The following is a 25,750-nucleotide window of genomic DNA, read 5'->3' as shown; positions in this document are numbered from 1 at the left end:
CGCGGACAGCCGGCTCAGGTGGCGTCCAGCGTCACCGTGAAGGAGAAGCGGTCGCCCCGGTAGTGGATGACCGCGGCGTCGAGGACCCGTCCGTCCGTGTCGTAGGTGACGCCCGTGTAGTGCAGGATCGGGCTGAGCAGCGGGACTTGGAGCAGGCGGGCCGTTTCCGGGTCCGCCAGGCGGGCCTGCACGGTGTCCGTGATGCGGCTGATGTCCGCCCCGACCACGTCCCGGAGCACCTTGGTCATCGGCCAGCGGGCCAGGTCGTCCGGGTCGATGCGCGCCGCGAGTTCGGGACGGACGTAGTTGCGGGCGTGGTTGGTCGGCTCGCCGCTCTTCTCGTCGCCGCGCAGGCGGTGGTACGTCGCCACCTCGGCGAGATCCGGGAAGTACTCGGCGAGTTCGGCCGGCACGGGCGCCTTGCCGTGGTCGAGCAGCCGGGTCGCCATGCCGGACTGCTGGGCCACGATGGCGTCCACCGAGCCGAGCAGTCGCACCGGAGCGCCCCTGAGGGCGTCCGGCTCGATGAACGTGCCGCGCCTGCGATGGCGCGTGATCAGGCCCTCGTCCTCCAGTTCCTTCAGTGCCTGCCGCATGGTCAGCACGCTCACCCCGTAGTGCCCCGCCAGCTGCTCCTCGGTGGGCAGCCGCAGCGGGTCCAGCGGTGAGCGGCCCAGTATCGAGGCACGCAGCGACTGCGACACCTGGTACCAGAGCGGCAGCTTGCGGTTCAGGACGATCGAGTCCGGGGCGAAGGAGGTCACGGGCCATCCGTACCGGTAGGCAATCTTCAGTGCAAGGGGCGAAAGTGCCGCTCCAGGCCCTGCCACACGTCGTCGTAGCCCTGTTGCAGATGGTCCGCCCGAGCCGCGTGCGGTGTCAGGGTGAGCGGCCAGCGCGTCTCGAACATGAACGCCAGCCCGTCGTCGACCTTCTGCGGCCCGAGCTCGGCGGAGCTCGCCCGGTCGAAGGTGTCCCGGTCCGGCCCGTGCGCCGACATCATGTTGTGCAGCGAGCCGCCGCCGGCCACGAAGCCCCCCGGACCGGAGGTCTTCGCGTCGTAGGCGCCCTCGATGAGCCCCATGTACTCGCTCATCACGTTCCGGTGGAAGTACGGCGGCCGGAAGGTGTCCTCGCCCACCAGCCAGCGCGGCGCGAAGACGACGAAGTCGACGCCGGCCAGGCCGGGGGTGTCGGACGGCGACGTCAGCACCGTGAAGATCGACGGGTCGGGATGGTCGTACGAGATGGTCCCCAGCACATTGAAACGGCGCAGGTCGTAGACGTACGGCACATGGTTGCCGTGCCAGGCGACCACGTCGAGGGGTGAGTGGTCGTACGTGGCCGTCCAGAGGTTGCCGCAGAACTTGTTGACCACCTCCACCGGGCCCTCGACGTCCTCGTAGGCGGCGACCGGCGCCCGGAAGTCACGGGCGTTGGCGAGGCCGTTGGCGCCGATGGGGCCGAGGTCGGGGAGCTGGAAGGGGGCGCCGTAGTTCTCGCACACATAGCCGCGGGCCGTCGCGCCCTGCGCGCCATCGGACCCGGCGTCCAGCAACTCCACACGGAAGCGGACCCCACGCGGAACCAGCGCCACATGTCCCGGCTCCACATGCAGCAGCCCGAACTCCGTGCGCAGCAGCAGTCCGCCCTGCTCCGGCACGATCAGCAGCTCGCCGTCGGCGTCGCTGAAGACGCGGTCCATCGAGGCGTTCGCGTGGTACAGGTGCACGGCCATGCCGGTGCGCTGGGTCGCGTCGCCGTTGCCGCCGAGGGTCCACAGGCCGGCCAGGAAGTCGGTGCCCTGCGCCGGTTCGGGCAGGGGGTCCCAGCGCAGTCGGTTCGGGTCCGGCACGGACTCCGTGAAGGGCGCCGTACGGATCCTGCCGGGGTGCGTGCGCGTGAACGCCGGGTGCGCGGCCGACGGGCGGATGCGGTACAGCCACGAGCGGCGGTTGTGCGCCCGGGGCTCGGTGAACGCCGTACCGCTGAGCTGCTCCGCGTAGAGCCCGAGGGGGGCGCGCTGCGGCGAGTTGCGGCCTTCGGGCAGTGCGCCCGGGACGGCCTGCGAGCTGTGCTCGTTGCCGAAACCGGAGAGGTAGGTGAGTCCCTCGGCGGTCTTCCGCGCGTCCCCGTGCATGATCGCTCCCTTGCGGTCTGATTCCTATGCATCACCGTAGGATTGCGGTTTCCCCCGCGCAAGAGGGCCGCGCGACCTCCTCACGGAGGACGTCGGACGCCCGGAACCCAGACTCCAGGGGGATACGAGGTGTCGTACCGGTGTTCTACGCTCCCCGGCATGGCGTGGACGCGGGCCCTTCTTGCTGCGCTCGCGGTCTGTGTCCTGCTGCTGACAGGATCCGCGGGCTGTGGCACCAGCGGTGCGGACGAGCGGCAGAACCAGAGGAACGAGGCCTCACCCTCCCCGGTGGGCGAGGTCATCGACGAAACGGACAAGGAGGGGCACCGCTACCGTGAGGTGGACGAGACGGACGCACCCGACGTCGGCATCGAGGTGCAGCCCGCCGCCGACGACGGCTGGAACGTCCGGCTGACCCTCCGGGACTTCCGCCTCTCGCCCGCGGACGCGAAGGCGGAGGCGGTGGCCGGCCGCGGAATCGCCCGCCTCTTCGTGGACGGTCACCCCGTCGCCCGCCTGCGCACCACGGAGTACCGCCTCTCCGCCCGCTACGTCCCGCACGGCACCCACCACGTCACCGCGCGCCTGTACGCCGACGACGGCACGGTGTGGGCCGTGAACGGCGAACCGGTCGAGAGCACGGCGGACATCACGGCGTCAGGACCCTCTGGCTCCTCGGCCTCCGGGGCCTCCGGGGCCTCCGGGGAGGCCGAGCAGTCGTCCACGCACCCGCGGCCGGAACCCGCCGGTACCGCGAACGGTGTGCTGAGCGCGCCGTGCCCCGTGCTCCGTACTGAGGAGCGAGCTTCCCCGGACCGCGGCGGAAAGGCATCATGAAGCCCGTGCCCCCAGCGACATCGCTCCGCCGAGCGCCCGTACAGCGGCGCAGCGCCGAACGGCTGACCAGGATCCTCGACGCCTGCGCGGACCTCCTCGACGAGGTCGGCTACGACGCCCTGAGCACCCGCGCCGTCGCCCTGCGCGCCGGTGTCCCCATCGGCTCGGTCTACCGCTTCTTCGGCAACAAGCGCGCGATGGCCGACGCCCTCGCCCAGCGCAACCTGGAGCGCTACACCGAGCGCGTCACCGAGCGCCTCGCGGAGACCGGCGGTGAGGAGGGCTGGCGTGCGGCGATGGACGCCGTGCTCGACGAGTACCTCGCCATGAAGCGCACCGCCCCCGGGTTCTCCCTCGTCGACTTCGGCAACCAGATCCCGGTCGGCTCCCGCTACGCCGAGCCCAACCACCGCGTCGCCGACCGCCTCACCGACCTCCTCTCCGGCTATCTCGACCGTGCCCCGGACGAGGATCTGCGGCGTACCTTCCTCGTCGCCGTGGAAACCGCCGACACCCTCGTCCACCTGGCCTTCCGGGTGACCCCGGAGGGCGACGGCAAGATCATCGAGGAGACGCGGGAGCTGCTGCGGGCGTACCTGGCGCGGGTCCTGGACTGACGCCCGGGTCGCTCCGGGATCCCCTGCCGCCGCCTTCGCCGGTCAGGTCTGTCTCCGCACCCCTCCCCACACGGCATACCGCTCGGTATGCTCGGTCCTGATCCCGCGCGTCATCGTCGCCGCCGTCCTCTGGGAGGACCCGTGTCCCGCACCGCCCTGCGCATCTGCCCCCTCTGTGAGGCCACCTGCGGCCTCACCCTCACCATCGAGGGCACCCGGGTGACCGGCGCCCGTGGTGACCGCGACGACGTGTTCAGTCGCGGGTTCATCTGCCCCAAGGGGGCCTCCTTCGGGGCCGTCGACGCGGATCCCGACCGGCTGCGCACCCCGCTCGTCCGCAAGGACGGCGAACTGCGCGAGGCCACCTGGGAGGAGGCCTTCGACGCGGTCGCCGCCGGCATCCGGACCGTCGTCGAGCGGTACGGACCGAACTCCGTCGGCGTCGTCCTCGGCAATCCCAACGTGCACACCATGGCTGGCGCCCTCTACCCGCCGGTGCTCCTCGCGGGCCTCGGCACCCGCAGCATCTTCACCGCCTCCACGGTCGACCAGATGCCCAAGCACGTCTCCAGCGGGCTGCTGTTCGGCGACGCCAACGCGATCCCCGTACCGGACCTGGACCACACCGACCACCTGCTGCTGCTCGGCGCCAACCCCCTGGAGTCCAACGGGAGTCTGTGCACCGCCCCCGACTTCCCCGGCAAGCTCAAGGCGCTCAAGGCCCGCGGCGGCACCCTCACCGTCGTCGACCCCCGCCGCACCCGCACCGCCAAGCTCGCCGACCGGCACATCCCGATCCGGCCCGGCACCGACGCCCTGCTGCTCGCGGCGATGGCCCACGTCCTCTTCGAGGAAACCCTCGTGGACCTCGGTGAGCCGGCCCCCCATGTGCAAGGGCTCGACGAACTCGCCGCAGCCGTACAGGACTTCACCCCCGAAGCCGTGGCCGAGGCCTGCGACGTGGACGCCGTCACGATCCGCGCCCTCGCCCGCGAACTCGCCGCCGCCCCCACCGCCGCCGTATACGGCCGCATCGGCAGCTGCACGGTCCCCCACGGCACCCTCGCCAGCTGGCTCGTCGACGTCCTCAACATCCTCACCGGCAATCTCGACCGTCCCGGCGGAGCCCTCTTCCCGCAGGCGGCCACCGACAGGACACCGCGCCCCGCCGGTCCCGGCCACGGTTTCGCGCTCGGACGCTGGCGCTCCCGGGTGAGCGGGCACCCCGAGGCGAAGGGGGAGCTGCCGCTCTCCGCGCTCGCCGAGGAGATCGACACGGCCACCGAGCAGGGCGAGCCGGTCCGGGCGCTCGTCGCCGTCGCCGCCAACCCGGTGCTGTCCGCCCCCGACGGGGACCGGCTGGACAAGGCCCTCGACTCGCTCGACTTCATGGTCAGCGTCGACCCGTACCTGAACGAGACCTCGCGCCACGCCCACGTCGTGCTGCCGCCGCCCCCGCCCTCCCGGAGCCCGCACCACGACTTCGCCTTCAACACCCTCGCCGTCCGCAACCAGGTCCGCTACACCCGCCCCGCCGTGCCCCTGGAGCCCGGCCGGATGGCGGAGACCGAGATCCTGGCCCGGCTGATCCTGGCCGCGACCGGCATGCACGGCGCCGACCCGGCCGCCGTCGACGCGATGGTCATCGACCAGACCCTCGGCAAGGCGGTCAAGGAGCCGCACTCCCCGGTCCACGGCCGGGACCCGCGCGAACTCGCCGCACAGCTCACCGGGGAGAGTGGCCCAGAGCGGCGGCTCGACCTGATGCTGCGCCTCGGCCCCTACGGCGACGGCTTCGGCGTACGCCCGGACGGGCTGAGCCTGCAGAAGCTGCTCGCGCATCCGCACGGCATCGACCTGGGGCCGCTGAGCCCGCGCCTGCCACAGCCGCTGAAGACCCGCAGCGGGAAGGTGGAACTGCTGCCGCAGCCGATCGCCGACGACCTGCCCCGCCTCCGGCAGGCCCTGCACGAGCGGCCCGCCGGGCTCGTCCTCGTCGGCCGCCGCCACCTGCGCTCCAACAACAGCTGGATGCACAACGTCCCCGCCCTCACCGGCGGCACCAACCGCTGCACCCTGCACATCCACCCCGAGGACGCCGAACGCCTGGGCGTCCGGGACGGGGCGCCCGTGCGGGTCAAGGGCGCCGGGGGAGAGGTGACCGCCCCCGCCGAGGTCACCGACGGCGTGCGCCGGGGGGTGGTGAGCCTGCCGCACGGCTGGGGTCACGACCGGCCCGGCACCCGCCTCAGCCACGCCTCCGCCGACCCCGGAGTCAACGTCAACCAGATCCTCGACGGCAGCCTGCTCGACCCGCTCTCGGGCAACGCGGTCCTCAACGGAGTGCCCGTCGAAGTCGCCGCCGTGACCGAAAAGTTCCCTACTCTGACCTGAGCAAAGCCGTGACCAGGAGTTTTGCGCTTATTGCTCGCGTGTCAACGTCTTGTTAACGCCACTTGACGAGTCCTAACGTCGTCGCACCGCCGGCCCTGGTGGGAGTTCAAGGGCGAACGTTAGGTATCCACTCATGCTGACCATCCTCGGCTTCGCCATGATCGCGACCTTCCTGGTCCTGATCATGATGAAGAAGATGTCGCCGATCGCGGCGCTCGTACTGATCCCTGCACTCTTCTGCGTGTTCGTGGGAAAGGGCGCCAAGCTCGGTGACTACGTCATCGACGGCGTCACCAGCCTCGCCCCCACCGCGGCGATGCTCATGTTCGCGATCGTCTACTTCGGTGTGATGATCGACGTCGGCCTCTTCGACCCGGTCGTTCGCGGGATCCTGAAGTTCGCGAAGGCCGACCCGATGCGGATCGTCGTCGGCACCGCGGTACTCGCCGCGATCGTCTCGCTCGACGGCGACGGCTCGACCACCTTCATGATCACGGTCTCGGCGATGTACCCGCTGTACAAGCGCCTCAAGATGAGCCTGGTCGTGATGACCGGTGTCGCCGCCATGGCCAACGGCGTGATGAACACGTTGCCGTGGGGCGGCCCCACCGCCCGCGCCGCCACCGCCCTCAAGCTGGACGCCAGCGACATCTTCGTCCCGATGATCCCGTCCCTGCTGGTCGGCCTCCTCGGCGTCTTCATCCTGTCGTACGTCCTCGGTGTGCGGGAGCGCAGGCGGCTGGGCGTGCTGACGCTGGGCGAGGTCCTGGTGGAGGAGAAGGTCGAGGAGAAGGAGACCGAGACGGTCCTGGTCGGCGCGGGCGGTTCCGGCGACGCCAAGACCCCGGCCCCCACCGGCGGCGCCGGCTACGGCACCGACGCCGAGGACGACGACGACTTCCAGGGCCTCGACCAGAACCGGGCCACCCTGCGCCCCAAGCTCCTCTGGTTCAACGCCCTGCTCACGGTCGTGCTGCTCACCGCCATGATCATGGAGTACCTGCCGATCCCGGTGCTGTTCCTGATCGGCGCCGCGCTCGCGCTCACCGTGAACTTCCCGCACATCCCCGACCAGAAGGCCCGCCTGGCCGCCCACGCGGACAACGTCCTCAACGTCTCCGGCATGGTCTTCGCCGCCGCCGTCTTCACCGGCGTCCTGCAGGGCACCGGCATGGTCGACAGCATGGCCAAGTGGATGGTGGACGTCATCCCGGAGGGCATGGGCCCGCACATGGCCCTCGTCACCGGTGTCCTGAGTCTCCCGCTCACCTACTTCATGTCCAACGACGGCTTCTACTTCGGCGTCCTCCCGGTCCTCGCCGAAGCCGGCGCGGCGCACGGCGTCTCGCCGCTGGAGATGGCCCGCGCCTCGCTGGTCGGCCAGCCGCTGCACATGTCGAGCCCGCTCGTCCCGGCCGTGTACGTCCTGGTCGGCATGGCCAAGGTCGAGTTCGGCGACCACACCAGGTTCGTGGTCAAGTGGGCCGCGCTGACATCCCTGATCATCCTCGGGGCAGGGATCCTCTTCGGGATCATCTGACGGATCCGTCGACAACTCTCCATGGAGGAAACGACCTTGAGGCCCGGTGGGAACCGCGGCTGGCTGCTCCGCCTCGTCATCGCCTTCAGCTTCGCGCAGGGGGCGGTGTCGATGGCACGGCCCGCCGTGTCCTACCGGGCCCTCGCGCTGGGCGCGGACGAGCGGGCGATCGGCGTGATCGCGGGCGTGTACGCCCTGTTGCCGCTGTTCGCCGCCGTCCCACTGGGCCGCCGCACCGACCACGGCCGCTGCGCGCCCCTGCTGCCGGTCGGCGTCGTCCTGATATCCGGCGGCTGCGCACTGAGCGGCATCGCCAACTCCCTGTGGACGATGGCGGTGTGGAGCGGAGTCATGGGCCTCGGCCATCTCTGCTTCGTGATCGGCGCCCAGTCGCTCGTGGCCCGCCAGTCCGCCCCGCACGAACAGGACCGCAACTTCGGCCACTTCACCATCGGCGCCTCCCTCGGCCAGCTGGTGGGCCCCATCGCGGCGGGCGCCCTGATCGGCGGCCGGGACATGGCGGGCACCAGCGCACTGGCCCTGCTCGTCGCGGGTGCGGGAGCCGCGGTCGCGTTCACGTCGCTGTGGCGCATCGAGGACCGTACGACGGTCAAGTCCCGAACGGGACCAGGCGACCGCGTCCCCGTCCAGCGCATCCTGCGCGCCCGGGGCGTACCCGCGGGCATCTTCATCAGCCTCGCCGTGCTGTCCGCGACCGACATCCTCACCGCCTACCTCCCGGTGGTCGGCGAACACCGGGGCATCTCCCCGACCGTGATCGGCCTGCTGCTCAGCCTGCGCGCCGCGGCCACGATCGCCTGCCGCCTGGTGCTGACGCCGCTGCTGCGGCTGCTGGGCCGGACGGTGCTGCTCACCGTCACCTGTCTGCTGGCGGCCGTGCTGTGCGCCGGCATCGCGCTGCCGGTGCCGGTGTGGGGGCTGGCCCTGATCCTCGCCGCGCTCGGCTTCTGCCTCGGCGTCGGACAGCCGCTGTCCATGACGACGGTCGTCCAGGCGGCGCCCGACGGCGCCCGCTCCACCGCCCTCGCCCTGCGCCTGACCGGCAACCGGCTCGGCCAGGTGGCAGCGCCCGCCGTGGCCGGCCTGATCGCGGGCATGGCGGGCGTGGCCGCGCCGTTCGTGATGCTCGGCGCGCTGCTCCTGCTGTCCTCGGGGGTCGCACTGCGGTCGCCGGGCAGGCCGCCCGGGGGACGGGTGCCGGACGCCGAGCCCCGCAGGGCGGAGGCCGCACTGGACCGGAAGAGGGATGTCTGACGGGACGCGGGGCGCTGCTCCGACGATCCACGGGGCAGATGTGAAAGAGAGTCAGATCAATGCGATTTGTATGAAAATCGTCTGACTCGGAGGAGCCTGCATGCCCTCCGCCTCGACCGTGAGCGGCGCCTGCCCGCGCCCCCGGACGACGACCCGAACCTGGTGGGCTGGTACGACGGCGGGCCGTCACCCGGTGAACAGGGGACCGCCGTCGCCGTGGGCCACCTCGACGCGGACACCGGCCGTGCCGTCTTCGCGGGCCTCACCGAACTGAAGACCGGCCGCCTGATCGAGGCCCGGCGTGCCGACGGGCGGACCGCCGTCTACACCGTCGACGCCATCAAGAAGTACGAGAAGGCGCACTTCCCCGACCGGGAGGTGTACGGCGCCCGGGGCCGCCCCGAGCTGCGGCTGATCACCTGCGGCGGCACCTACGACCGCAGGTCCGGCTACCCGGGCAACGTCGTCGTCTTCGCCCACCTCGTCAAGATCCGCGAACCGGACAGGCCCGCTCGCCCCCGCTGAATCCGGCCGTCCGCTTTCTCACCAGATGGACCACGCGTCTCGATCCCGCCAAGTATCTTCCCCGGGCGCACACAATCCGTTAGCTTCCGTGACCCACACGCCCCGTACGACCCGCACGTGGCGTCCGACCGCGGAGCACCAGCGTTCGCTCAGTGAGCCCCCGGGGGCACCTGCCATGACACGCGCCATCTCTCTGCACGACGTGAGCAAGACCTACACGCGAGACGTCCGCGTGGTGGACCGGCTGTCGCTGGACATCACGCCCGGTGAGTTCCTCGTGCTGCTCGGTCCGTCCGGCTGCGGCAAGTCCACCGTGCTCAGAATGATCGCCGGCCTGGAGGAGATCACCGAGGGGCAGCTGCTGCTCGACGGCGAGTACGCCAACGACCTGATCCCCTCCGAGCGGGACATGGCGATGGTGTTCCAGAACTTCGCCCTCTACCCGAACATGACGAGCCGCGGCAACATCGGCTTCCCCCTGCGCATCGAGGCACCGGGCGAGGACCCGAACCCGCGGGTGGACGCCACCGCCCGCATGCTGGGCATCGAGGACCTCCTCGACCGCCTGCCCGGCCAGCTCTCCGGCGGCGAACGCCAGCGCGTCGCCATGGGCCGGGCGATCGCCCGGCACCCCTCCGCCTTCCTGATGGACGAACCGCTGTCCAACCTGGACGCCAAGCTCCGCAACCATCTGCGCGCCGAGATCGCCGCACTCACCCGGCAGCTGGGTGTCACCACGGTGTACGTCACCCACGACCAGGCCGAGGCCATGTCGCTCGGCGACCGGGTCGCCGTCCTGCGCGGCGGGGTGCTCCAGCAACTGGACACCCCGCGCACGGTCTACGCACTGCCCCGCAACGTCTTCGTCGCCGCCTTCATCGGCACCCCCCGCATCAACCTCCTGCGCGGCCTGGTCCGCGCCCCGCTGGACGGCGCGATGACCATCAGCCTCGGCAAGCAGTACCTGCGGCTGCCCGAACCCCTCTCCCTCGACCACCAGTTGCTCCGCGTCCAGCAGGGCCGTGAGGTCATCGTGGGCCTGCGTTCGGAGGCGGTGCGCATCGCCAAACCGGCCGCCGCCCGACCCGGCGAGGTGGCGATCAGCGGGCTCGTGGAGCACGTGGAGTTCCAGGGCCACGAGATCCTCGTCCACTTCAACACCGGCTCCCGCCCCGCCGTCGTACCGGAACTGGAGGCCCCGCGCCTCTCCAGCCGCCCGACCAGGCGCCGCCGCCGCGAGGGCACGGTCCTGGACCGCCTCCGGGACCGGACGGGTGCGCTGCGCGCCGGCCCGGTGGTGGTCCTGGACGACCCGGCCGACCCGACCCCCGAAACCGCCCCCGCCGAAGCCCGTCTCCCCGGCGACCTCGTCGTCCGCACCACCCCCGACATCGACCTCCGCCGCGGCATGCACATCCCCCTCCTCGTCGACATCGCCCACCTGTTCGTCTTCGACCAACACGGCGAACGCATCTGCCCGGCCCCGGCGCGACTGCCGGACCTGGACGAGTGACGCCCTCGGCTCCCGGGTTTGTTTCGCCCCCGCCGCCCCTTCCCGTCCCGTCCCTGGGGGCTGCGCCCCCAGACCCCCATGTCGCGCTTCGCGCTCGTCCTCAAACGCCGGACGGGCTGAAATTCAGCCCCTCCGGCGTTTGAGGAGCGGGGGTTTGGGGGCGGAGCCCCCGAGGTCGGGAACGGGAAGGGGCGGCGGGGGCGAGAGAGCCGCTCTCGGCTCACACTGACCCTGTGACGTCCCCGCCGATCCCCCGAGATGTCTGGCGCACAAAAACTAACGCCGCTAGTTTATGTGGTGGACGACGCAGCCCCGCCCGGGAGGACGCACGATGAAGGCACACGACGGCATGTACATCGACGGGGCGTGGCGCCCCGCCGCCGGCCCGGAGTCGATCGAGGTCGTGAACCCGGTCGACGAGCAGGTCGTCGGCCGGGTCCCGGCCGGCACCGCGGAGGACGTCGACGCCGCCGTGGGGGCCGCCCGCGCCGCCCTGGCGGCCTGGGCCGCGACCGCCCCCGCCGAGCGGGCCGCGCGCCTGGCCGCCCTCCGGGACGTCCTCGCCGCCCGCAAGGAGGAGATCGCCGAGACGATCACCGCCGAGCTGGGCTCGCCCCTGAAGTTCTCGCAGAACGTGCACGCGGCCGTCCCGATCGCCGTCGCCGGCTCCTACGCCGAGCTGGCGGCGACGCACGTCTTCGAGGAGAAGGTCGGCAACTCGACCGTCCACCACGAGCCCGTCGGCGTGGTCGGCGCGATCACGCCCTGGAACTACCCCCTGCACCAGATCGTCGCCAAGGTCGCCCCGGCGCTGGCCGCGGGCTGCACGGTGGTCCTCAAGCCCGCCGAGGACACCCCGCTCGTCGCCCAGCTCTTCGCCGAGGCGGTCCATGAGGCGGGTGTCCCGGCGGGTGTGTTCAACCTGGTCACCGGCCTCGGTCCGGTCGCCGGACAGGCCCTGGCCGAACATCCGGACGTCGACCTGGTCTCCTTCACCGGCTCCACGGCCGTCGGCCGGCGGATCGGTGCGACCGCCGGTGCCGCCATCAAGAAGGTCGCCCTCGAACTGGGCGGCAAGTCCGCCAACGTCATCCTGCCGAGCGCGGACCTGGCCAAGGCGGTCAACGTCGGCGTCGCCAACGTCATGTCCAACTCCGGACAGACCTGCAGCGCCTGGACGCGGATGCTCGTCCACCGGGAGCGGTACGACGAGGCCGTCGAGCTGGCTGCCACCGCCGCCGCGAAGTACGGCGACCGCATCGGCCCGGTCGTCAACGCCAAGCAGCAGGCGAGGGTGCGCGGTTACATCGAGAAGGGTGTGGCCGAGGGCGCCCGCCTGGTCGCGGGCGGACCCGAATCCCCGCGCGAGCGGGGCTACTTCGTCAGCCCGACCGTCTTCGCGGACGTCACCCCGGACATGACCGTCGCCCAGGAGGAGATCTTCGGCCCGGTCCTGTCGATCCTGCGCTACGAGGACGAGGAGGACGCCCTGCGCATCGCCAACGGCACGGTCTACGGCCTCGCGGGCGCCGTCTGGGCCGGTGACGAGGAGGAGGCGGTGGCCTTCGCGCGCCGCCTGGAGACCGGACAGGTCGACATCAACGGCGGGCGCTTCAACCCCCTTGCTCCCTTCGGTGGTTACAAGCAGTCGGGCGTCGGCCGCGAACTCGGCACGCACGGTCTCGCCGAGTACCTCCAGACCAAGTCCCTGCAGTTCTGAGGAGCGTTCCCGTGGTTCGTGCCGCCGTACTTCCCGCTGTCGGCGCTCCTCTGGAGATCGCCGAGATCGACCTGCCGGACCCCGGCCCCGGCCAGGTCCGCGTCCGGCTCGCCGCCGCCGGGGTCTGCCATTCCGACCTGTCCCTGTCCGACGGCACCATGCGCGTCCCCGTCCCCGCCGTCCTCGGTCACGAGGGCGCCGGCACGGTCGTCGCCGTCGGCGAAGGGGTCACGCACCTCACGCCCGGCGCCGACGTGGTCCTCAACTGGGCCCCTTCCTGCGGCGACTGCCACGCCTGCTCGCTCGGCGAGGTCTGGCTGTGCGCCAACGCCCTGAACGGCGCCGCCGACGTGTACGCCCGTCGGGCGTCCGACGGCACCGACCTCCATCCCGGCCTGAACGTCGCCGCGTTCGCCGAGGAGACGGTCGTCCCCGCGAACTGCGTCCTGCCGGTCCCGGACGGCGTCCCCCTCACCGACGCGGCTCTCCTCGGCTGCGCGGTCCTCACCGGCTACGGCGCCGTCCACCACTCGGCCCGGGTCCACGAGGGGGAGACGGTCGCGGTGTACGGCGTCGGGGGAGTGGGCCTCGCCGCGCTCCAGGCGGCCCGGATCGCCGGCGCGTCCAGGATCGTCGCGGTCGACGTCTCCCCGGCGAAGGAGGAGCTGGCGCGCGGCGCGGGCGCCACGGACTACGTGGTGGCCTCCGACACCACCGCCCGCGAGATCCGCGCCCTCACCGGCAAGCAGGGCGTCGACGTGGCCATCGAGTGCGTGGGCCGCGCGTCCACCATCCGCACGGCCTGGGACTCCACCCGCCGCGGCGGCCGTACGACGGTCGTCGGCATCGGTGGCAAGGACCAGCAGGTCACCTTCAACGCCCTGGAGCTCTTCCACTGGGGCCGGACCCTGGCGGGCTGCGTCTACGGCAACTCCGACCCGGCCCGGGACCTGCCCGTCCTCGCCGAACACGTCCGCGCGGGCCGCCTGGACCTGGGCGCGCTGGTGACGGAACGGATCGGCCTGGAGGGCATTCCGGCGGCCTTCGAGAACATGCTGGCCGGGAAGGGCGGCAGGGCGCTGGTGGTCTTCTAGCGCCTCCCCTTCGCGCGCCCCGGTCTCCGTTCGGGACCGGGGCCCGCGGCATGCCCGCGCCCGTTCTCCGTGCCACGTACAGGTAAAACTCCTGGTGTGCGACCCGTTGACGCCCATACCGTCCGGTCAGTACGTTCCCGGAACCCGAGCCACCCCCTGTTCCGCTCGTTCGTTCCGTCCCCCTGTTCCGTCCCCGCACCCATCGGAGTGTGCACGCATGGACACGGCACCTTCCGCCCAGCCGCTCACCCCCACCGCGACCGCCGTCGGCAACCGGCGCCGCGTGGCCACCGCGGCGGCGCTCGCCTCCGCCGTCGAGTGGTACGACTACTTCGTCTTCGGCATCGCCGCCGCCCTCGTCCTCGGCGATCTCTACTTCCCGGCCGGCAGCTCCAGCGCCGGAGTACTCGCCGCCTTCGCCACCTTCGCCGTCGGCTTCCTCGCCCGGCCGCTCGGCGGCATCGTCGCCGGACACATCGGCGACAAACGCGGCCGCAAGCCGATGCTGGTCCTGGCCCTCACGCTGATGGGCCTGGCCACCACCGGCATCGGCCTCCTCCCGACCTACGACACGATCGGCGTCGCCGCCCCGATCCTGCTGGTCGCCCTGCGCGTCCTCCAGGGCGTCGCGGTCGGCGCGCAGTGGGGCGGCGCCATGCTGCTGGCCACCGAGTACGCCCCCGAGGGCAAGCGCGGTGTCTACGGCAGCGTCGTCCAGCTCGGCGTCCCCATCGGCGTGGTGACGGCCAACTCGGTCTTCCTGCTGGCCGGCTCGTTCACCACGGACGGCGAGTTCGCCGCGTGGGCCTGGCGGGTCCCGTTCCTCATCGGTCTGTTCGTGCTCGTCCTCGCCTGGTACATCCACACCAAGGTCGAGGAGACCCCCGAGTTCCGGGAGGCCGAGAAGGCACTCGCACAGAAGGAGAAGGCCGAGCAGAGCTCCCCGCTGCGCACGATCCTGCGCGGCCACCTCGGCACGGTGCTCCTGGCCGGCGGCTCCTTCGCCGTGAACACCGCGACCTTCTACATCCTCATCACCGGTGTCCTCGACTACACGACCCGCGAGCTCGACATGAACCGCGGCGCGGTGCTCACCGTCTCGCTCTGCGTCAGCCTCACCCAGCTCGTGCTGATCCCGGCCTCCGCCGCGCTCTCCGACCGCGTCGGCCGCATCCGGATCTACGCCTTCGGCGCGGCCGGCATCGCGTTGTGGGCCGTACCGATGTTCCTGCTGATCGACACCGGTTCGCTGCTGTGGCTCGCGGTCGGCACCTTCGTCGCCAGCTGCTTCCTGAGCATCATGTACGGCCCCCAGGCCGCCCTGTTCGCCGAACTGTTCACCCCCGAGATGCGCTACACCGGCGCCTCTCTCGGATACCAGATCGCGGCCGTGTTCGGCGGCGGGCTCGCGCCCTTCCTGATGGTGCTGCTCCTGGAGGCCACGGGCACCTCGATGGCGGTCTCCGGCTACATCATCGGGCTCGCCGTGATCTCCCTGCTCTCCATCAAGGTCCTCGCGGACCGGGCGCGTTCACGCTGACCCGGACGCCTTCTCCGACCGCGGCTCCGGCTCCAACTCCGGCTCCATCTCCGGCTCCGGGACCGGTCCCGGAGCCGCGACCGCGGTCCCCGAGGCGCGCGAGCGCGACACCGCGACCCCGGCCAGGCACAGCAGACCGCCGCCGAGCGTGAGCAGCCCCGGCACCTCGCCGAGCGCCACCCACGACATCAACACGACCAGGGCGGGCACCGCGTACGTCGTCGCGCCCATCCGGCTGGCGGTCGTACGGGCCAGGGCGTAGGCCCACGTGGTGAAGGCCAGCGCGGTCGGGAACACGCCCAGGTAGACGATGTTGAGGGTCGCCGAGACCGGCGCGTCGGCGGCCTCGTGGACGAGCTGACCGGCGAACGGCAGACACACCACGGCTCCGACCAGACATCCGAACGTCGTCACCTGCAGCACGCTCGCCCGGCCGAGGGCGGGCTTCTGCGCTACGACACCGCTCGCGTAGCCGACCGCGGCGAGCAGGCACAGCACCACGCCGAGCACCGACGACCCGCCCTCACCCGCCATCGACAGCCCGACCGTCACCGCACCCGCGAACGACACCGCCATCCCCGCCAGGAGCCGTGGCGGCATGACGTCCCCCAGCAGCCGCGCGCCGAGCAGGGCGACGAGGATCGGCCCGATGTTCACGACCAGGGCGGCCGTACCGGCGTCCACCTGCTGCTCGCCCCAGTTCAGGGCCACCATGTAGAAGCCGAACCACAGCACCCCGGATATCGCGATCCCTCGCCACGCCGCCCGCGGCGGCCACCCCTCCCGCCGCAGGAGACAGATCACCCCCAGCGCCAGCGCTCCGGTCAACAGCCGCCCGAGCGCCAGCGCACCCGGCGAGTACGCGGCCCCCGCACTGCGGATCGACACGAAGGCGGAGGCCCACAGCACCACGGTGACCGTGGCGGCGCCGGCGGCGAGCAGCTCCGCGCGGCGGCCCGGGCGGGAGGGCGAGGGGGAGTGGTTCATCATGCTCCAGAGGTTAGGAGGGGGAAGGGTCAGGAGTCTCGCGGATTTCGGGCATGACGTTGAGCGGGCGTACGGCCGCGGACCGGGGCGGGCCGAAGTGCCGGCCCGACGCCACCGCCGAGACGGGCGCCGTACGGACAACGTACGAGGTCAGCGCAGCGCCCCGGCCTCGATCCCGAGCAGCTTCGACAGGGCCCGCTCACCCGTCGCCGTCACCTTCACCGCCCGTTCGGAGCCGATGCGCACGCACCAGCCGGCGTCCAGGGCGTGCCGGCACAGGGCCGCGCCCGCGACGCCCGCGAGGTGGGGACGGCGTTCGGTCCAGTCGAGGCAGGCGCGGGCGAGGGGGCGGCGGCTCGTCCGGTCGAGGCGGATCCCGGCGGCGTCGAACCAGCCGACTCCCGTGTCCGTGAGCGCGAACCCGGTGTCCTGGGACAGCAGTTCACGCGCGGTCAGAGCGTCGGTGATCGCGATGCCGAGCCGCCCGGCGAGGTGGTCGTAGCAGGTGCGGCCCCGGGCCATCGCCGACTTCGCACCGGCCTCGCCCAGGTTGCGTGGCCGTACGGCGGCACCGCCCGGGGCCACCTGCGCGGCGAGGTCCTCCACCAGCTGGGCGATCCGCGCGTCGGCCAGCCGTACGTACCGGTGCCGACCCTGGCGTTCCTCGGCGAGCAGCCCGCCCGCGACGAGCTTGCCCAGGTGTTCGCTCAGGGTCGACGCGGCCACGCCCGCGTGCCGTGCCAGCTCACCGGCGGTCCATGCCCGCCCGTCCAGCAGTGCGAGCAGACACGTGGCCCGGGTCTCGTCGGCGACGAGACCGGCGAGACGGGCCAGCCGGGACGCCCGTGGGTCCTTCGAGGTCATGTGCCCCAGCATGGGACACGGACGGTTCGGCGCCCACCGAAGTGTCCTAGGACGTCCGCCTGACCTGCTCGTACTGCTGCGCCAGCCCGTCCAGCAGTGCCGTCAGGCCCGTCTCGAAGGCCCGCTCGTCGATCTTCTCCTGCTGCTCGGCGAGGAGGTGGGCCTGTCCGAGGTGGGGATAGTCGGCGGGGTCGTACGCGCTCGCGTCGTCCACGAAGCCGCCGGCGAAGGAACCGAGCGCCGAGCCCATGACGAAGTACCGCATCAGCGCGCCGATGGAGGTGGCCTGCGCCGGCGGCCAGTCGGCCGCGACCATCGCGCCGTAGACGGCGTCGGCGAGGCGGAGTCCGGCCGGGCGGCGGCCGGGGCCGCGGGCCAGCACCGGGACGATGTTCGGGTGGTCGCGCAGGGCCGCCCGGTAGGAGAGCGCCCAGTCGTGCAGCGCGGTCCGCCAGTCCCGGCCGTCCTCGAACATCGACAGGTCGACCTGCGCGCTCACCGAGTCGGCGACCGCCTCCAGGATCTCGTCCTTGGTGCGGAAGTGGTTGTACAGCGAGGGGCCGCTGACCCCCAGTTCGGCGGCGAGCCGACGCGTCGAGACGGCCGCCAGGCCTTCCGCGTCCACGAGCACCCGCGCGGTCTCGACGATCCGGTCGGTGCTCAGCAAGGGCTTGCGCGGTCGGGCCATGGCGCACATAGTAGGGCTGCGAGAAGAAACTAGCAGTGCTAATTTAAAGGTGCGGTCTTCAAAGGCCGTCATCCGTGGTCTTCAGTGGGGTGACTCGGCATGAACCTGGAGCTCAGCGAGGAGCAGACCGCCGTACGGCGGCTCGCCAAGGACTTCGTGGACCGCGAGATCGTCCCCCACGTCATCGACTGGGACCGCGCCGAGGAGGTCGACCGGTCGATCGTCAAGAAGCTCGGCGAGGTCGGCTTCCTGGGCCTGACCATCGACGAGGAGTACGGCGGCTCGGGTGGCGACCACCTCGCGTACTGCCTGGTCACGGAGGAGCTCGGCCGCGGTGACTCGTCCGTGCGCGGCATCGTCTCCGTCTCGCTCGGACTGGTCGCCAAGACCATCGCCGCCTGGGGGAGCGAGGAGCACAAGCGGCGCTGGCTGCCGGGCCTCACCTCCGGCGCGTACGTCGGCTGCTTCGGCCTGACCGAGCCGGGCACCGGCTCCGACGCCGGCAACCTCACCACGCGCGCGGTGCGTGACGGCGACGAGTACGTCATCAACGGCACCAAGATGTTCATCACGAACGGCACCTGGGCCGACGTCGTGCTCCTGTTCGCCCGTTCCACCGACGCCCCCGGCCACCAGGGCGTCTCCGCCTTCCTCGTCCCGGCCGACACCCCCGGCCTGTCCCGCCGCACCATCCACGGCAAGCTCGGCCTGCGCGGCCAGGCGACCGCGGAGCTGGTCCTCGAGGACGTGCGCATCCCGGCTTCCGCGCTGCTGGCTCCCGAGGGCAAGGGTTTCTCGGTGGCCATGTCGGCCCTGGCCAAGGGGCGGATGTCGGTGGCCGCGGGCTGCGTCGGCATCGCCCAGGCCGCGCTGGACGTGGCCGTCCGGTACGCGGGGGAGCGCGAGCAGTTCGGCAAGACCATCGCCCACCACCAGCTCGTCCAGGAACTGATCAGCGACATCGCCGTCGACGTGGACGCCGCCCGCCTGCTGACCTGGCGGGTCGCCGACCTGATCGACCGCGGCCTGCCCTTCGCCACCGAGTCCTCCAAGGCCAAGCTCTTCGCCTCGGAAGCGGCCGTCCGCGCCGCGAACAACGCCCTGCAGGTCTTCGGCGGCTACGGCTACATCGACGAGTACCCGGCGGGCAAACTCCTGCGCGACGCCCGCGTGATGACCCTCTACGAGGGCACCAGCCAGATCCAGAAACTGGTCATCGGGCGGGCGCTGACGGGGGTTTCGGCGTTCTGAGGGCTTGCCGGTTCTGAGTACGTCCCTGAGTACCTCGGCGGATGTGGCACGGGCCGCGTCCGCCGATCCTTGTCCCCATGAGTGACACATCGGTCAAGCAGCAGAGTACGGCGGCCTTCTACGGGCAGGCCGTCGCGTCCTTCGGGGTCGCCATGGCGGCCACGGCCGTCGGCATCTACAACCTTCACGGCGACGCCTGGGTGCGTGGCTTCCTGGCGATCGCCGTCCTGTACCTGGTGACCTCCGCCTTCACCCTGGCGAAGGTGGTCCGGGACCGCCAGGAGGCCGGCCAGATCGTCAGCCGGGTCGACCAGGCCCGGCTGGAGAAGCTGCTCGCCGAGCACGACCCCTTCGAGAAGCTCTGAGCGGCCACACTAAGCGCTCGCTCACCTTCGGCGGTATGGTGAGGGTCGTGCCAGTGGAGAGGGGCCAGTGATGAGTACGGCGGAGGAGACGGCCGGCGGCGAGACGTCGGCGTGGGGCGAGGTCACGCCCGACGCGGCCCGGAGGCTGCTCGTCGCCGCGGTGGAGGCCTTCGCCGAGCGCGGCTACCACGCCACGACGACCCGCGACATCGCGGGCCGCGCCGGCATGAGCCCGGCCGCGCTCTACATCCACTACAAGACCAAGGAGGAACTCCTCCACCGCATCAGCAGGATCGGCCACGAGAAGGCCGTGGACATCCTGCGCGTGGCGGCCCGCGGCGAGGGCAGCGCGACCGAGCGGCTGGCCGACGCGGTCAGCTCCTTCGTCCGCTGGCACGCGGGCGGCCGTACCACCGCGCGCGTCGTGCAGTACGAACTCGACTCCCTCGGCCCGGACGCCCGCGCCGAGATCCTCGACCTGCGCCGCCAGGTCGACGCCGAGGTGCGCTCGATCATCGAGGACGGCGTGGCGACGGGCGAGTTCGACGTCCTGGACGTCCACGGGACCACGCTCGCCGTGCTGTCCCTGTGCATCGACGTGGCCCGCTGGTTCAACGTCGACGGCCCCCGGACGCCGGACGAGGTCGGCGAGCTCTATGCCGACCTCGTGCTGCGCATGGTGGGGGCGAAGTAGCCGTCCGCCGGACGGGCACCGGACGTACGGGACGTGGTACCGCCTGGGCGGCGGGACGCGGTACCGCCTAGACGTAGTACCGCGAGACGGACTCCGCGACGCACACCGGCTTGTCGCCGCCCTCGCGCTCCACCGTGAAGGCGACGCTCACCTGGACGCCGCCGGGGACGTCGTCGACGCCGGTGATCGTGGCGGTGGCCCGCAGCCGGGAGCCGACCGGGACCGGGGCGGGGAAACGGACCTTGTTCGACCCGTAGTTGACGCCCATCTTCACGCCCTCGACCTTGATCAGCTGCGGTGCGAAGAGGGGCAGGAGCGACAGCGTGAGGTAGCCGTGCGCGATGGTCGTGCCGAACGGCCCCGCGGCCGCCTTCTCGGGATCGACGTGGATCCACTGGTGGTCGCCGGTCGCCTCCGCGAACAGGTCGATCCGCTTCTGGTCGACCTCCAGCCACTCGGTGTACCCCAGCTGCTCGCCCACCGCCGCCTTCAGGTCGTCGACGGACGTGAAGATCCTCGGCTCTGTCATGGCCCGGCCTCTCATGTGATGTCTAAGCGACTGCTTAGCATGGTCGGCCGCGCACCCCATGTCAACGGACGGGCGCGATGACGGGGTGGGTAGGCTTCGAGGGGTGCCCCAGATTCCCGAGAAGATCCATGAGCTCACGGTGGGCCAGCTCGCCGCGCGCAGCGGCGCCGCCGTCTCCGCCCTGCACTTCTACGAGTCCAAGGGCCTGATCAGCAGCCGCCGCACCACGGGCAACCAACGCCGCTACTCCCGGGACGCCCTGCGCAGGGTCGCCTTCGTCCGTGCCGCCCAGCGCGTGGGCATCCCGCTGGCCACGATCCGCGAGGCCCTCGCCGAGCTGCCCGAGGAACGTACCCCCACCCGCGAGGACTGGGCCCGCCTCTCCGAGGCCTGGCGCTCCGAACTCGACGAACGCATCAAACAACTCAACCGCCTGCGCGACCACCTCACCGACTGCATCGGCTGCGGCTGCCTCTCCCTGGACACCTGCGTCCTGTCCAACCCGGACGACGTCTTCGGCGAACGGCTGACGGGATCGAGGCTGATGGCGGAGCAGAGGAGCGACCGGTCGGCGTAGTCGCCGGCCCCCGCCCTCGTTCTACGCGGAGCGCCGGCCCCCGCCCTCGTTCTACGCGGAGGGTCGGCCCTCACCCTCGTCCTACGCGGGGCGCCGGCCCCCGCCCTCGTCCTACGCGGAGCGCCGGCCCCACCCGTACTGGACCAGCCCCTCCGTCACCAACTGGGCGTTGGACAGGGCCCGTTGCCCGTCGGGGAGAGTCAGGGTGTCCTCCAGGCCCACTCGGGTCGCCAGCCCCAGCCGCCCGGCCAGTCGCAGCACCGGCCACGCGCTCGCGTCCTCACCGTGCAGCAGCACCGGGCGGCCGTGCGCGGAGCCCAGGTCGGCCAGCAGCGCACGTGCGGTGTCCTCGACCGTCTCGGGTTCCGGGTCCGTCACCTCCGCGAGGACCCGCAGCACCTTCGGGCCGAGCGGTGAGACGGCGAACCTCGCCGCCGCGTCCGTACCCGACCAGATCCCCGCCTCCACGCCCACCCCGAGGTCGATCAGGGCGGCGGCGACCTCCTCGGCGCCCGGCTCGTGCCAGTTGACCGAGGCGTGGTCGGGCAGCACGGTCCAGGCGCGGACGCGGTCCACGCGGGCCGCCGGATCCGGTTCGGCCCAGGCACCCGTGGTCACACCGACCGGCACCGGCACCCGCGCCCGTATCGCCTCGAGCGTCGCCGCGACCACGCGCGGCGACAGGCTGTCCTGACCGCAGGGTGTCTTGGGATGGACATGGACGTCCGTGGCCCCGGCCGCGACGGCTTCGGCCGCGGACTCGGCCGACGCCTGCGGCGTGAGCGGCACCATCGCACCGTCGGCGGCCCCTCGGGGCCCGTTCAGACATACCTGCACCATGTGTCGATGGTGCCAGGCACCTCTGACAAAACAGGGGGTGCGGCATCCCCGGCGCACCCCCGCACGCACGGTTCCTGGGTTCTCTTCGGTCAGTTCGGTCAGGCCGACACGAGCAACCGTCCGCGCCTGGCGTCCGCCAGGGCCTCGGGCGTGAGAACGGGCCGCGGTACGAGAATCCCGCAGTCCGTGCAGACCGGACCGGTGGAGGGTTCGTGGTCCAGTTCGTACTTCCAGACGAGGCGCTCCCCGCCGCACACCGGGCACTCGGCGCCCGGCTCCCGCTCCAGGGCGGAGATCAGCCGGCGCAGTACCTCCGCCAGCGGTTCGTGCGGGTGGACCCGTGGGTCGTCGCACCAGGCGACTCCGAAGCCGCCCCAGGTCAGCCGGTGCCAGTCGTCCACGGTGCCGGGCCTGCGCAGCCCGTCGTGCTTCTCCTTCTTGCGTCGCTCGGCGAACTCGACCTCGTAGGCCAGCCAGACCGAACGCGCCTCTTCCAACTCCTCCAGTGCGGCCACGAGCCGCGCTGGGTCGGGGGACCGGTCCTCGGGACCGAACCCGGCCCGGGAGCACAAATGGTCCCAGGTCGCCCTGTGTCCGTAAGGAGCGAACCGTTCAAGGCACTTGCGCAGCGAATAACGCCGGAGCGCCAGATCGCACCGCGGATCGCGCACCTGTCTCGCCAGACTCCGGAAACCGGCCATCGCCCTGCACCTCCGTCACACCTGCAGCTGTACTTCGGTCACTTCGGCGTCGTCGCTCGGACGTCGCCGAATAGACGTATCGACAAGCGATTTGGCTCCATCCGATTTCCGATGACTCCCATAAGCGATGCCACCGACTCTGAAAAGTGACGCATGTTCATCTTCAATCCCGGGGATACCGGCGGTAACGTCCGGCCCACCCCCGTCGGTAGGAGCTGCCATGTCACGGCGCACCTCACGCACCGCCCTCGACAGACTGAGAACTCCCGGCAGATTCCCCGGGTTCCTGAAGTCCGCAACCGTATGCATCCTGATCGCCGGTCTTTTGTCGCCGCTTTCCCAGACGGCCGCGGCTGCGGACACCGGGGCGGTGAGTGCGGCCGCGGCCAACGACCACTGCGGCGGCCGGTGTTCCGACATCCTGCCGCCGGGCCAGAACGGCAACGCCACCCTCGCGCAGATCCTGCTCAACCAGGCATTCGGCTCCCAGCCCGACCACGCCGAGGACCAGCTCGGCCCGTACGCCAACCTGGCGAAGGGCTATCCCGCGCTCACCAACGCCAGCATCAACAACTTCTTCAACGACGCGTCTTTCGGGGTCTCTGCCGATCAAGTCGCCTCCACGGTCAAGCCCGCCGGTCGCGGCGACGTGACGATCGTCCGCGACAAGAAGACGGGCGTACCGCACATCACCGGTACCACCAGATACGGCACGGAGTTCGGAGCGGGCTATGCCGCGGCTGAGGACCGGCTGTGGCTCATGGATGTCTTCCGTCACGTCGGACGCGGTCAGCTGACTCCCTTCGCCGGCGGCGACCCCTCCAACCAGGGCCTGGAACAGCAGTTCTGGCGCACCGCCCCGTACACCGAGGCCGATCTCCAGGCCCAGATCGACAACGCGGTCGCCACGAACGGAGCCCGCGGCAGGCAGGCCCTGGACGACGTCAACGCCTACGTCGCCGGCATCAACGCCTACATCGACGCCGCCGACAGCGGCCGCTCCTTCCCGGGCGAGTACGTCCTGACCGGCCACAAGGACTCCGTCACCAACGCCGGCACGATCGACCGCTTCAAGCCCACCGACCTGGTCGCGCTGGCCGCCGTCATCGGCGCGCTCTTCGGCTCCGGGGGCGGCGGCGAGGTGAACAACGCGCTGTCGCTGCTCGCCGCGCAACAGAAGTACGGGGTGAGCGAGGGCACCAAGGTCTGGGAGTCCTTCCGCGAGCGCAACGACCCCGAGGCGGTCCTCACCGTCCACGACGGCAGCTTCCCCTACGCGTCCGCGCCCGCCGACCCGCAGGGCGAGGCCCTGCCCGACGCCGGTTCGGTGGCCGAGGAACAGCTGGTCCACGACCGTACGGGCAGCGCGGCCGCGTCCAGCGCCACCGGCGCCTCCGTCACGGCCGCGAAGACTGCCCTCACCTCGGCCAAGCGGGGCATGTCCAACGCCCTCGTGGTGAGCGGCGAGCACACCGCGAGCGGCAACCCGGTCGCCGTGTTCGGCCCGCAGACCGGCTACTTCGCCCCGCAGCTGCTCATGCTCCAGGAGATCCAGGGCCCAGGCCTCAGCGCCCGCGGCGCCTCCTTCGCGGGTCTGAGCATGTACGTCGAGCTCGGCCGCGGCCAGGACTACGCGTGGAGCGCCACCACCTCCGGCCAGGACATCATCGACTCGTACGCCGTCGAGCTGTGCCAGGACGACTACCACTACCTCTACCGCGGCACCTGCACGGCGATGGAGAAGATCGAGCAGAAGAACGCCTGGACCCCGACCACGGCCGACGGCACCGCGGCCGGCTCGTACACGATGCGGGTGTGGCGTACGAAGTACGGCCCTGTGGAGTACCGCGCCACGGTCGGCGGCAAGAAGGTCGCCTACACCACCCTGCGCTCCTCCTTCATGCACGAGGCCGACTCGATCATCGGCTTCCAGATGCTGAACGACCCGGACTACGTGAACAGCCCGCAGACCTTCCAGAGCGCGGTGCAGCACATCAACTACACCTTCAACTGGTTCTACGCCGACTCCGCACACACCGCCTACTACAACAGCGGCGACAACCCGGTGCGCGCGGCCGGCGTCGACGCGGAGTTCCCGGTGTGGGCGCGGCCGGGGTACGAGTGGCGGAACTGGGACCCGTCGACGAACACGGCGCAGTACACGCCGCCCTCGGCGCACCCCAACTCGATCGACCAGGACTACTACGTCAGCTGGAACAACAAGCAGGCCAAGGACTACACGACCGCCTCCTGGGGCGACGGCTCGGTCCACCGCGGCAATCTCCTCGACGACCGGGTGAAGAAGCTGGTCGCCGCCGGCGGGGTCACCCGGGCCTCGCTGGTGAAGGCCATGGCCGACGCCGCACTGGCCGACCTCAGGGCACAGGACGTGCTGCCCGACCTCCTGAAGGTGGTCAACAGTTCGCCGGTGACCGACTCGACGGCCGCGGCGGCGGTGAGCAAGCTCCAGGCGTGGGTGACGGCAGGCACCAAGCGCACGGAGACGACGGCCGGTTCGAAGAAGTACGCCGACGCCGACGCGATCCGCATCCTGGACGCGTGGTGGCCGCTGCTGGTGAAGGCGGAGTTCGAACCGGGCCTCGGCAGCGACCTGTACACGGCGTTCACCCACAACCTGCCCGTCGACGAGACCCCGTCGGCCGCCCACGGCCCCACCGGCGCGCACGCCGGAAGTTCCTTCCAGTACGGCTGGTGGAGCTACGTGGACAAGGACATCCGGGCCGTGCTCGGCGAGTCGGTCCAGGGCCCGCTCGCGCGGAAGTACTGCGGCGGCGGCAGCCTCACCGCCTGCCGGGACGTCCTCGTCAGCACCCTGAAGGCGGCCTCCGGCAGGACCGCCGCCCAGGTCTACCCCGGTGACGGCCTGTGCGCGGCGGGCGACCAGTGGTGCGCCGACTCGATCGTCCAGCGCACGCTGGGCGGCATCAAGCACGGCAACATCAGCTGGCAGAACCGGCCGACGTTCCAGCAGGTCGTGGAGTTCACGTCACACCGGTAGGTCACCGGTGGCGGCGGGCCGGCGGATGCGGCCCGCCGCC

General features: G+C 71.4%; 23 protein-coding genes. 15 read left to right on the top strand and 8 right to left on the bottom strand.

The genetic code is table 11. The annotated features are described in order from the left end of the window. Nucleotides 1-14 precede the first annotated feature (14 nt). Both ACWBNA_RS33730 and hmgA read right to left on the bottom strand, forming a co-directional pair. Nucleotides 15-764, bottom strand: a complete 750-nt coding sequence (locus ACWBNA_RS33730) for a GntR family transcriptional regulator (RefSeq protein ID WP_482708310.1) — start codon at nt 762-764, stop codon at nt 15-17. Nucleotides 765-790: 26 nt separating this feature from the next. After that, nucleotides 791-2,140 (bottom strand): homogentisate 1,2-dioxygenase, encoded by a 1,350-nt coding sequence (hmgA, locus tag ACWBNA_RS33725; RefSeq protein ID WP_482708309.1) that lies wholly within the window; start codon nt 2,138-2,140, stop codon nt 791-793. A gap of 159 nt (nt 2,141-2,299) precedes the next feature. On the opposite strand from hmgA, the gene ACWBNA_RS33720 reads away from it, so the two are divergent. From ACWBNA_RS33720 to ACWBNA_RS33675, 10 genes are all read left to right on the top strand, one after another. Further along, complete coding sequence (locus ACWBNA_RS33720; protein ID WP_482708308.1) at nt 2,300-2,977, top strand: hypothetical protein; 678 nt, start codon at nt 2,300-2,302, stop codon at nt 2,975-2,977. Then, the gene (locus ACWBNA_RS33715) at nt 2,974-3,594 is read left to right on the top strand and encodes a TetR/AcrR family transcriptional regulator (protein WP_482708307.1); all 621 of its coding nucleotides are present in this window, start codon (nt 2,974-2,976) and stop codon (nt 3,592-3,594) included. The genes ACWBNA_RS33720 and ACWBNA_RS33715 overlap by 4 nt, the downstream gene beginning before the upstream one ends. 141 nt (nt 3,595-3,735) lie before the next feature. Continuing rightward, nucleotides 3,736-5,988, top strand: a complete 2,253-nt coding sequence (locus ACWBNA_RS33710; protein ID WP_482708306.1) for a molybdopterin oxidoreductase family protein — start codon at nt 3,736-3,738, stop codon at nt 5,986-5,988. Nucleotides 5,989-6,121: 133 nt separating this feature from the next. Beyond that, nucleotides 6,122-7,528 carry a CitMHS family transporter gene (locus tag ACWBNA_RS33705; protein ID WP_482708305.1) on the top strand — a complete coding sequence of 469 codons (1,407 nt, stop codon included), beginning with the start codon at nt 6,122-6,124 and terminating at the stop codon, nt 7,526-7,528. Between the two features lie 36 nt (nt 7,529-7,564). Beyond that, nucleotides 7,565-8,803 (top strand): MFS transporter, encoded by a 1,239-nt coding sequence (locus ACWBNA_RS33700; RefSeq protein WP_482708304.1) that lies wholly within the window; start codon nt 7,565-7,567, stop codon nt 8,801-8,803. A 66-nt stretch (nt 8,804-8,869) separates the two neighbouring features. Further along, on the top strand, nt 8,870-9,328 hold the full coding sequence (locus tag ACWBNA_RS33695; RefSeq protein ID WP_482708303.1) for a class F sortase: 459 nt from the start codon (nt 8,870-8,872) through the stop codon (nt 9,326-9,328). Between the two features lie 175 nt (nt 9,329-9,503). Next, nucleotides 9,504-10,841: an ABC transporter ATP-binding protein gene (locus ACWBNA_RS33690; protein WP_482708302.1), complete on the top strand. Its 1,338-nt coding sequence runs from the start codon at nt 9,504-9,506 to the stop codon at nt 10,839-10,841. 331 nt (nt 10,842-11,172) lie between these two features. After that, nucleotides 11,173-12,561: an aldehyde dehydrogenase family protein gene (locus ACWBNA_RS33685; RefSeq protein WP_482708301.1), complete on the top strand. Its 1,389-nt coding sequence runs from the start codon at nt 11,173-11,175 to the stop codon at nt 12,559-12,561. 11 nt (nt 12,562-12,572) lie between these two features. Continuing rightward, nucleotides 12,573-13,655 (top strand): Zn-dependent alcohol dehydrogenase, encoded by a 1,083-nt coding sequence (locus tag ACWBNA_RS33680; protein ID WP_482708299.1) that lies wholly within the window; start codon nt 12,573-12,575, stop codon nt 13,653-13,655. A gap of 217 nt (nt 13,656-13,872) precedes the next feature. Continuing rightward, complete coding sequence (locus ACWBNA_RS33675) at nt 13,873-15,195, top strand: MFS transporter (RefSeq protein ID WP_482708298.1); 1,323 nt, start codon at nt 13,873-13,875, stop codon at nt 15,193-15,195. On the opposite strand, the gene ACWBNA_RS33670 is transcribed toward ACWBNA_RS33675, so the two are convergent. From ACWBNA_RS33670 to ACWBNA_RS33660, 3 genes are all read right to left on the bottom strand, one after another. Beyond that, the gene (locus tag ACWBNA_RS33670; RefSeq protein ID WP_482708353.1) at nt 15,187-16,182 is read right to left on the bottom strand and encodes a DMT family transporter; all 996 of its coding nucleotides are present in this window, start codon (nt 16,180-16,182) and stop codon (nt 15,187-15,189) included. The genes ACWBNA_RS33675 and ACWBNA_RS33670 overlap by 9 nt on opposite strands. A 150-nt stretch (nt 16,183-16,332) precedes the next feature. Continuing rightward, a complete protein-coding gene (locus ACWBNA_RS33665) occupies nt 16,333-17,046 on the bottom strand; it encodes an ArsR/SmtB family transcription factor (RefSeq protein WP_482708297.1) in 714 nt (237 codons plus the stop codon). A 46-nt stretch (nt 17,047-17,092) separates the two neighbouring features. Continuing rightward, the gene (locus ACWBNA_RS33660) at nt 17,093-17,734 is read right to left on the bottom strand and encodes a TetR/AcrR family transcriptional regulator (protein WP_482708296.1); all 642 of its coding nucleotides are present in this window, start codon (nt 17,732-17,734) and stop codon (nt 17,093-17,095) included. 99 nt (nt 17,735-17,833) lie between these two features. On the opposite strand from ACWBNA_RS33660, the gene ACWBNA_RS33655 reads away from it, so the two are divergent. The 3 genes from ACWBNA_RS33655 to ACWBNA_RS33645 all read left to right on the top strand — a co-directional run bounded on the left by ACWBNA_RS33655 (nt 17,834) and on the right by ACWBNA_RS33645 (nt 20,044). Continuing rightward, nucleotides 17,834-18,985, top strand: a complete 1,152-nt coding sequence (locus ACWBNA_RS33655; RefSeq protein WP_482708295.1) for an acyl-CoA dehydrogenase family protein — start codon at nt 17,834-17,836, stop codon at nt 18,983-18,985. 77 nt (nt 18,986-19,062) lie between these two features. Beyond that, on the top strand, nt 19,063-19,350 hold the full coding sequence (locus ACWBNA_RS33650; protein WP_383877036.1) for a YiaA/YiaB family inner membrane protein: 288 nt from the start codon (nt 19,063-19,065) through the stop codon (nt 19,348-19,350). A 70-nt stretch (nt 19,351-19,420) separates the two neighbouring features. Then, nucleotides 19,421-20,044 (top strand): TetR/AcrR family transcriptional regulator, encoded by a 624-nt coding sequence (locus tag ACWBNA_RS33645; protein WP_482708294.1) that lies wholly within the window; start codon nt 19,421-19,423, stop codon nt 20,042-20,044. A 67-nt stretch (nt 20,045-20,111) separates the two neighbouring features. Here the strand turns inward: ACWBNA_RS33645 and ACWBNA_RS33640 are convergent, their stop codons facing one another. Continuing rightward, nucleotides 20,112-20,573: a MaoC family dehydratase gene (locus ACWBNA_RS33640; protein WP_482708293.1), complete on the bottom strand. Its 462-nt coding sequence runs from the start codon at nt 20,571-20,573 to the stop codon at nt 20,112-20,114. Between the two features lie 103 nt (nt 20,574-20,676). On the opposite strand from ACWBNA_RS33640, the gene soxR reads away from it, so the two are divergent. Then, nucleotides 20,677-21,150, top strand: coding sequence for a redox-sensitive transcriptional activator SoxR (gene soxR, locus ACWBNA_RS33635; protein ID WP_482708292.1), 474 nt, complete (start codon nt 20,677-20,679; stop codon nt 21,148-21,150). A 111-nt stretch (nt 21,151-21,261) separates the two neighbouring features. Here soxR and ACWBNA_RS33630 read toward each other — a convergent pair whose 3' ends face one another. Continuing rightward, nucleotides 21,262-21,990 (bottom strand): 3-keto-5-aminohexanoate cleavage protein, encoded by a 729-nt coding sequence (locus tag ACWBNA_RS33630; protein ID WP_482708291.1) that lies wholly within the window; start codon nt 21,988-21,990, stop codon nt 21,262-21,264. A 98-nt stretch (nt 21,991-22,088) separates the two neighbouring features. Continuing rightward, nucleotides 22,089-22,691, bottom strand: coding sequence for a hypothetical protein (locus tag ACWBNA_RS33625; protein WP_482708290.1), 603 nt, complete (start codon nt 22,689-22,691; stop codon nt 22,089-22,091). A gap of 220 nt (nt 22,692-22,911) precedes the next feature. On the opposite strand from ACWBNA_RS33625, the gene ACWBNA_RS33620 reads away from it, so the two are divergent. After that, nucleotides 22,912-25,710: a penicillin acylase family protein gene (locus tag ACWBNA_RS33620; RefSeq protein WP_482708289.1), complete on the top strand. Its 2,799-nt coding sequence runs from the start codon at nt 22,912-22,914 to the stop codon at nt 25,708-25,710. Nucleotides 25,711-25,750 lie beyond the last annotated feature (40 nt).

The organism is Streptomyces sp. Q2, assembly GCF_056820935.1.
This window is presented reverse-complemented; position numbering and strand designations above follow the sequence as displayed.

What these genes read in the sequence shown, in the direction of transcription:
- hmgA (WP_482708309.1), bottom strand. Translation starts at nt 2,140, where the DNA reads ATGCACGGGGACGCGCGGAAGACCGCCGAGGGACTCACCTACCTCTCC.
- ACWBNA_RS33720 (WP_482708308.1), top strand. Translation starts at nt 2,300, where the DNA reads ATGGCGTGGACGCGGGCCCTTCTTGCTGCGCTCGCGGTCTGTGTCCTG.
- ACWBNA_RS33715 (WP_482708307.1), top strand. Translation starts at nt 2,974, where the DNA reads ATGAAGCCCGTGCCCCCAGCGACATCGCTCCGCCGAGCGCCCGTACAG.
- ACWBNA_RS33705 (WP_482708305.1), top strand. Translation starts at nt 6,122, where the DNA reads ATGCTGACCATCCTCGGCTTCGCCATGATCGCGACCTTCCTGGTCCTG.
- ACWBNA_RS33690 (WP_482708302.1), top strand. Translation starts at nt 9,504, where the DNA reads ATGACACGCGCCATCTCTCTGCACGACGTGAGCAAGACCTACACGCGA.
- ACWBNA_RS33685 (WP_482708301.1), top strand. Translation starts at nt 11,173, where the DNA reads ATGAAGGCACACGACGGCATGTACATCGACGGGGCGTGGCGCCCCGCC.
- ACWBNA_RS33675 (WP_482708298.1), top strand. Translation starts at nt 13,873, where the DNA reads ATGGACACGGCACCTTCCGCCCAGCCGCTCACCCCCACCGCGACCGCC.
- ACWBNA_RS33670 (WP_482708353.1), bottom strand. Translation starts at nt 16,182, where the DNA reads ATGAACCACTCCCCCTCGCCCTCCCGCCCGGGCCGCCGCGCGGAGCTG.
- ACWBNA_RS33665 (WP_482708297.1), bottom strand. Translation starts at nt 17,046, where the DNA reads ATGACCTCGAAGGACCCACGGGCGTCCCGGCTGGCCCGTCTCGCCGGT.
- ACWBNA_RS33660 (WP_482708296.1), bottom strand. Translation starts at nt 17,734, where the DNA reads ATGGCCCGACCGCGCAAGCCCTTGCTGAGCACCGACCGGATCGTCGAG.
- ACWBNA_RS33655 (WP_482708295.1), top strand. Translation starts at nt 17,834, where the DNA reads ATGAACCTGGAGCTCAGCGAGGAGCAGACCGCCGTACGGCGGCTCGCC.
- ACWBNA_RS33650 (WP_383877036.1), top strand. Translation starts at nt 19,063, where the DNA reads ATGAGTGACACATCGGTCAAGCAGCAGAGTACGGCGGCCTTCTACGGG.
- ACWBNA_RS33645 (WP_482708294.1), top strand. Translation starts at nt 19,421, where the DNA reads ATGAGTACGGCGGAGGAGACGGCCGGCGGCGAGACGTCGGCGTGGGGC.
- ACWBNA_RS33640 (WP_482708293.1), bottom strand. Translation starts at nt 20,573, where the DNA reads ATGACAGAGCCGAGGATCTTCACGTCCGTCGACGACCTGAAGGCGGCG.
- ACWBNA_RS33630 (WP_482708291.1), bottom strand. Translation starts at nt 21,990, where the DNA reads ATGGTGCAGGTATGTCTGAACGGGCCCCGAGGGGCCGCCGACGGTGCG.
- ACWBNA_RS33625 (WP_482708290.1), bottom strand. Translation starts at nt 22,691, where the DNA reads ATGGCCGGTTTCCGGAGTCTGGCGAGACAGGTGCGCGATCCGCGGTGC.
- ACWBNA_RS33620 (WP_482708289.1), top strand. Translation starts at nt 22,912, where the DNA reads ATGTCACGGCGCACCTCACGCACCGCCCTCGACAGACTGAGAACTCCC.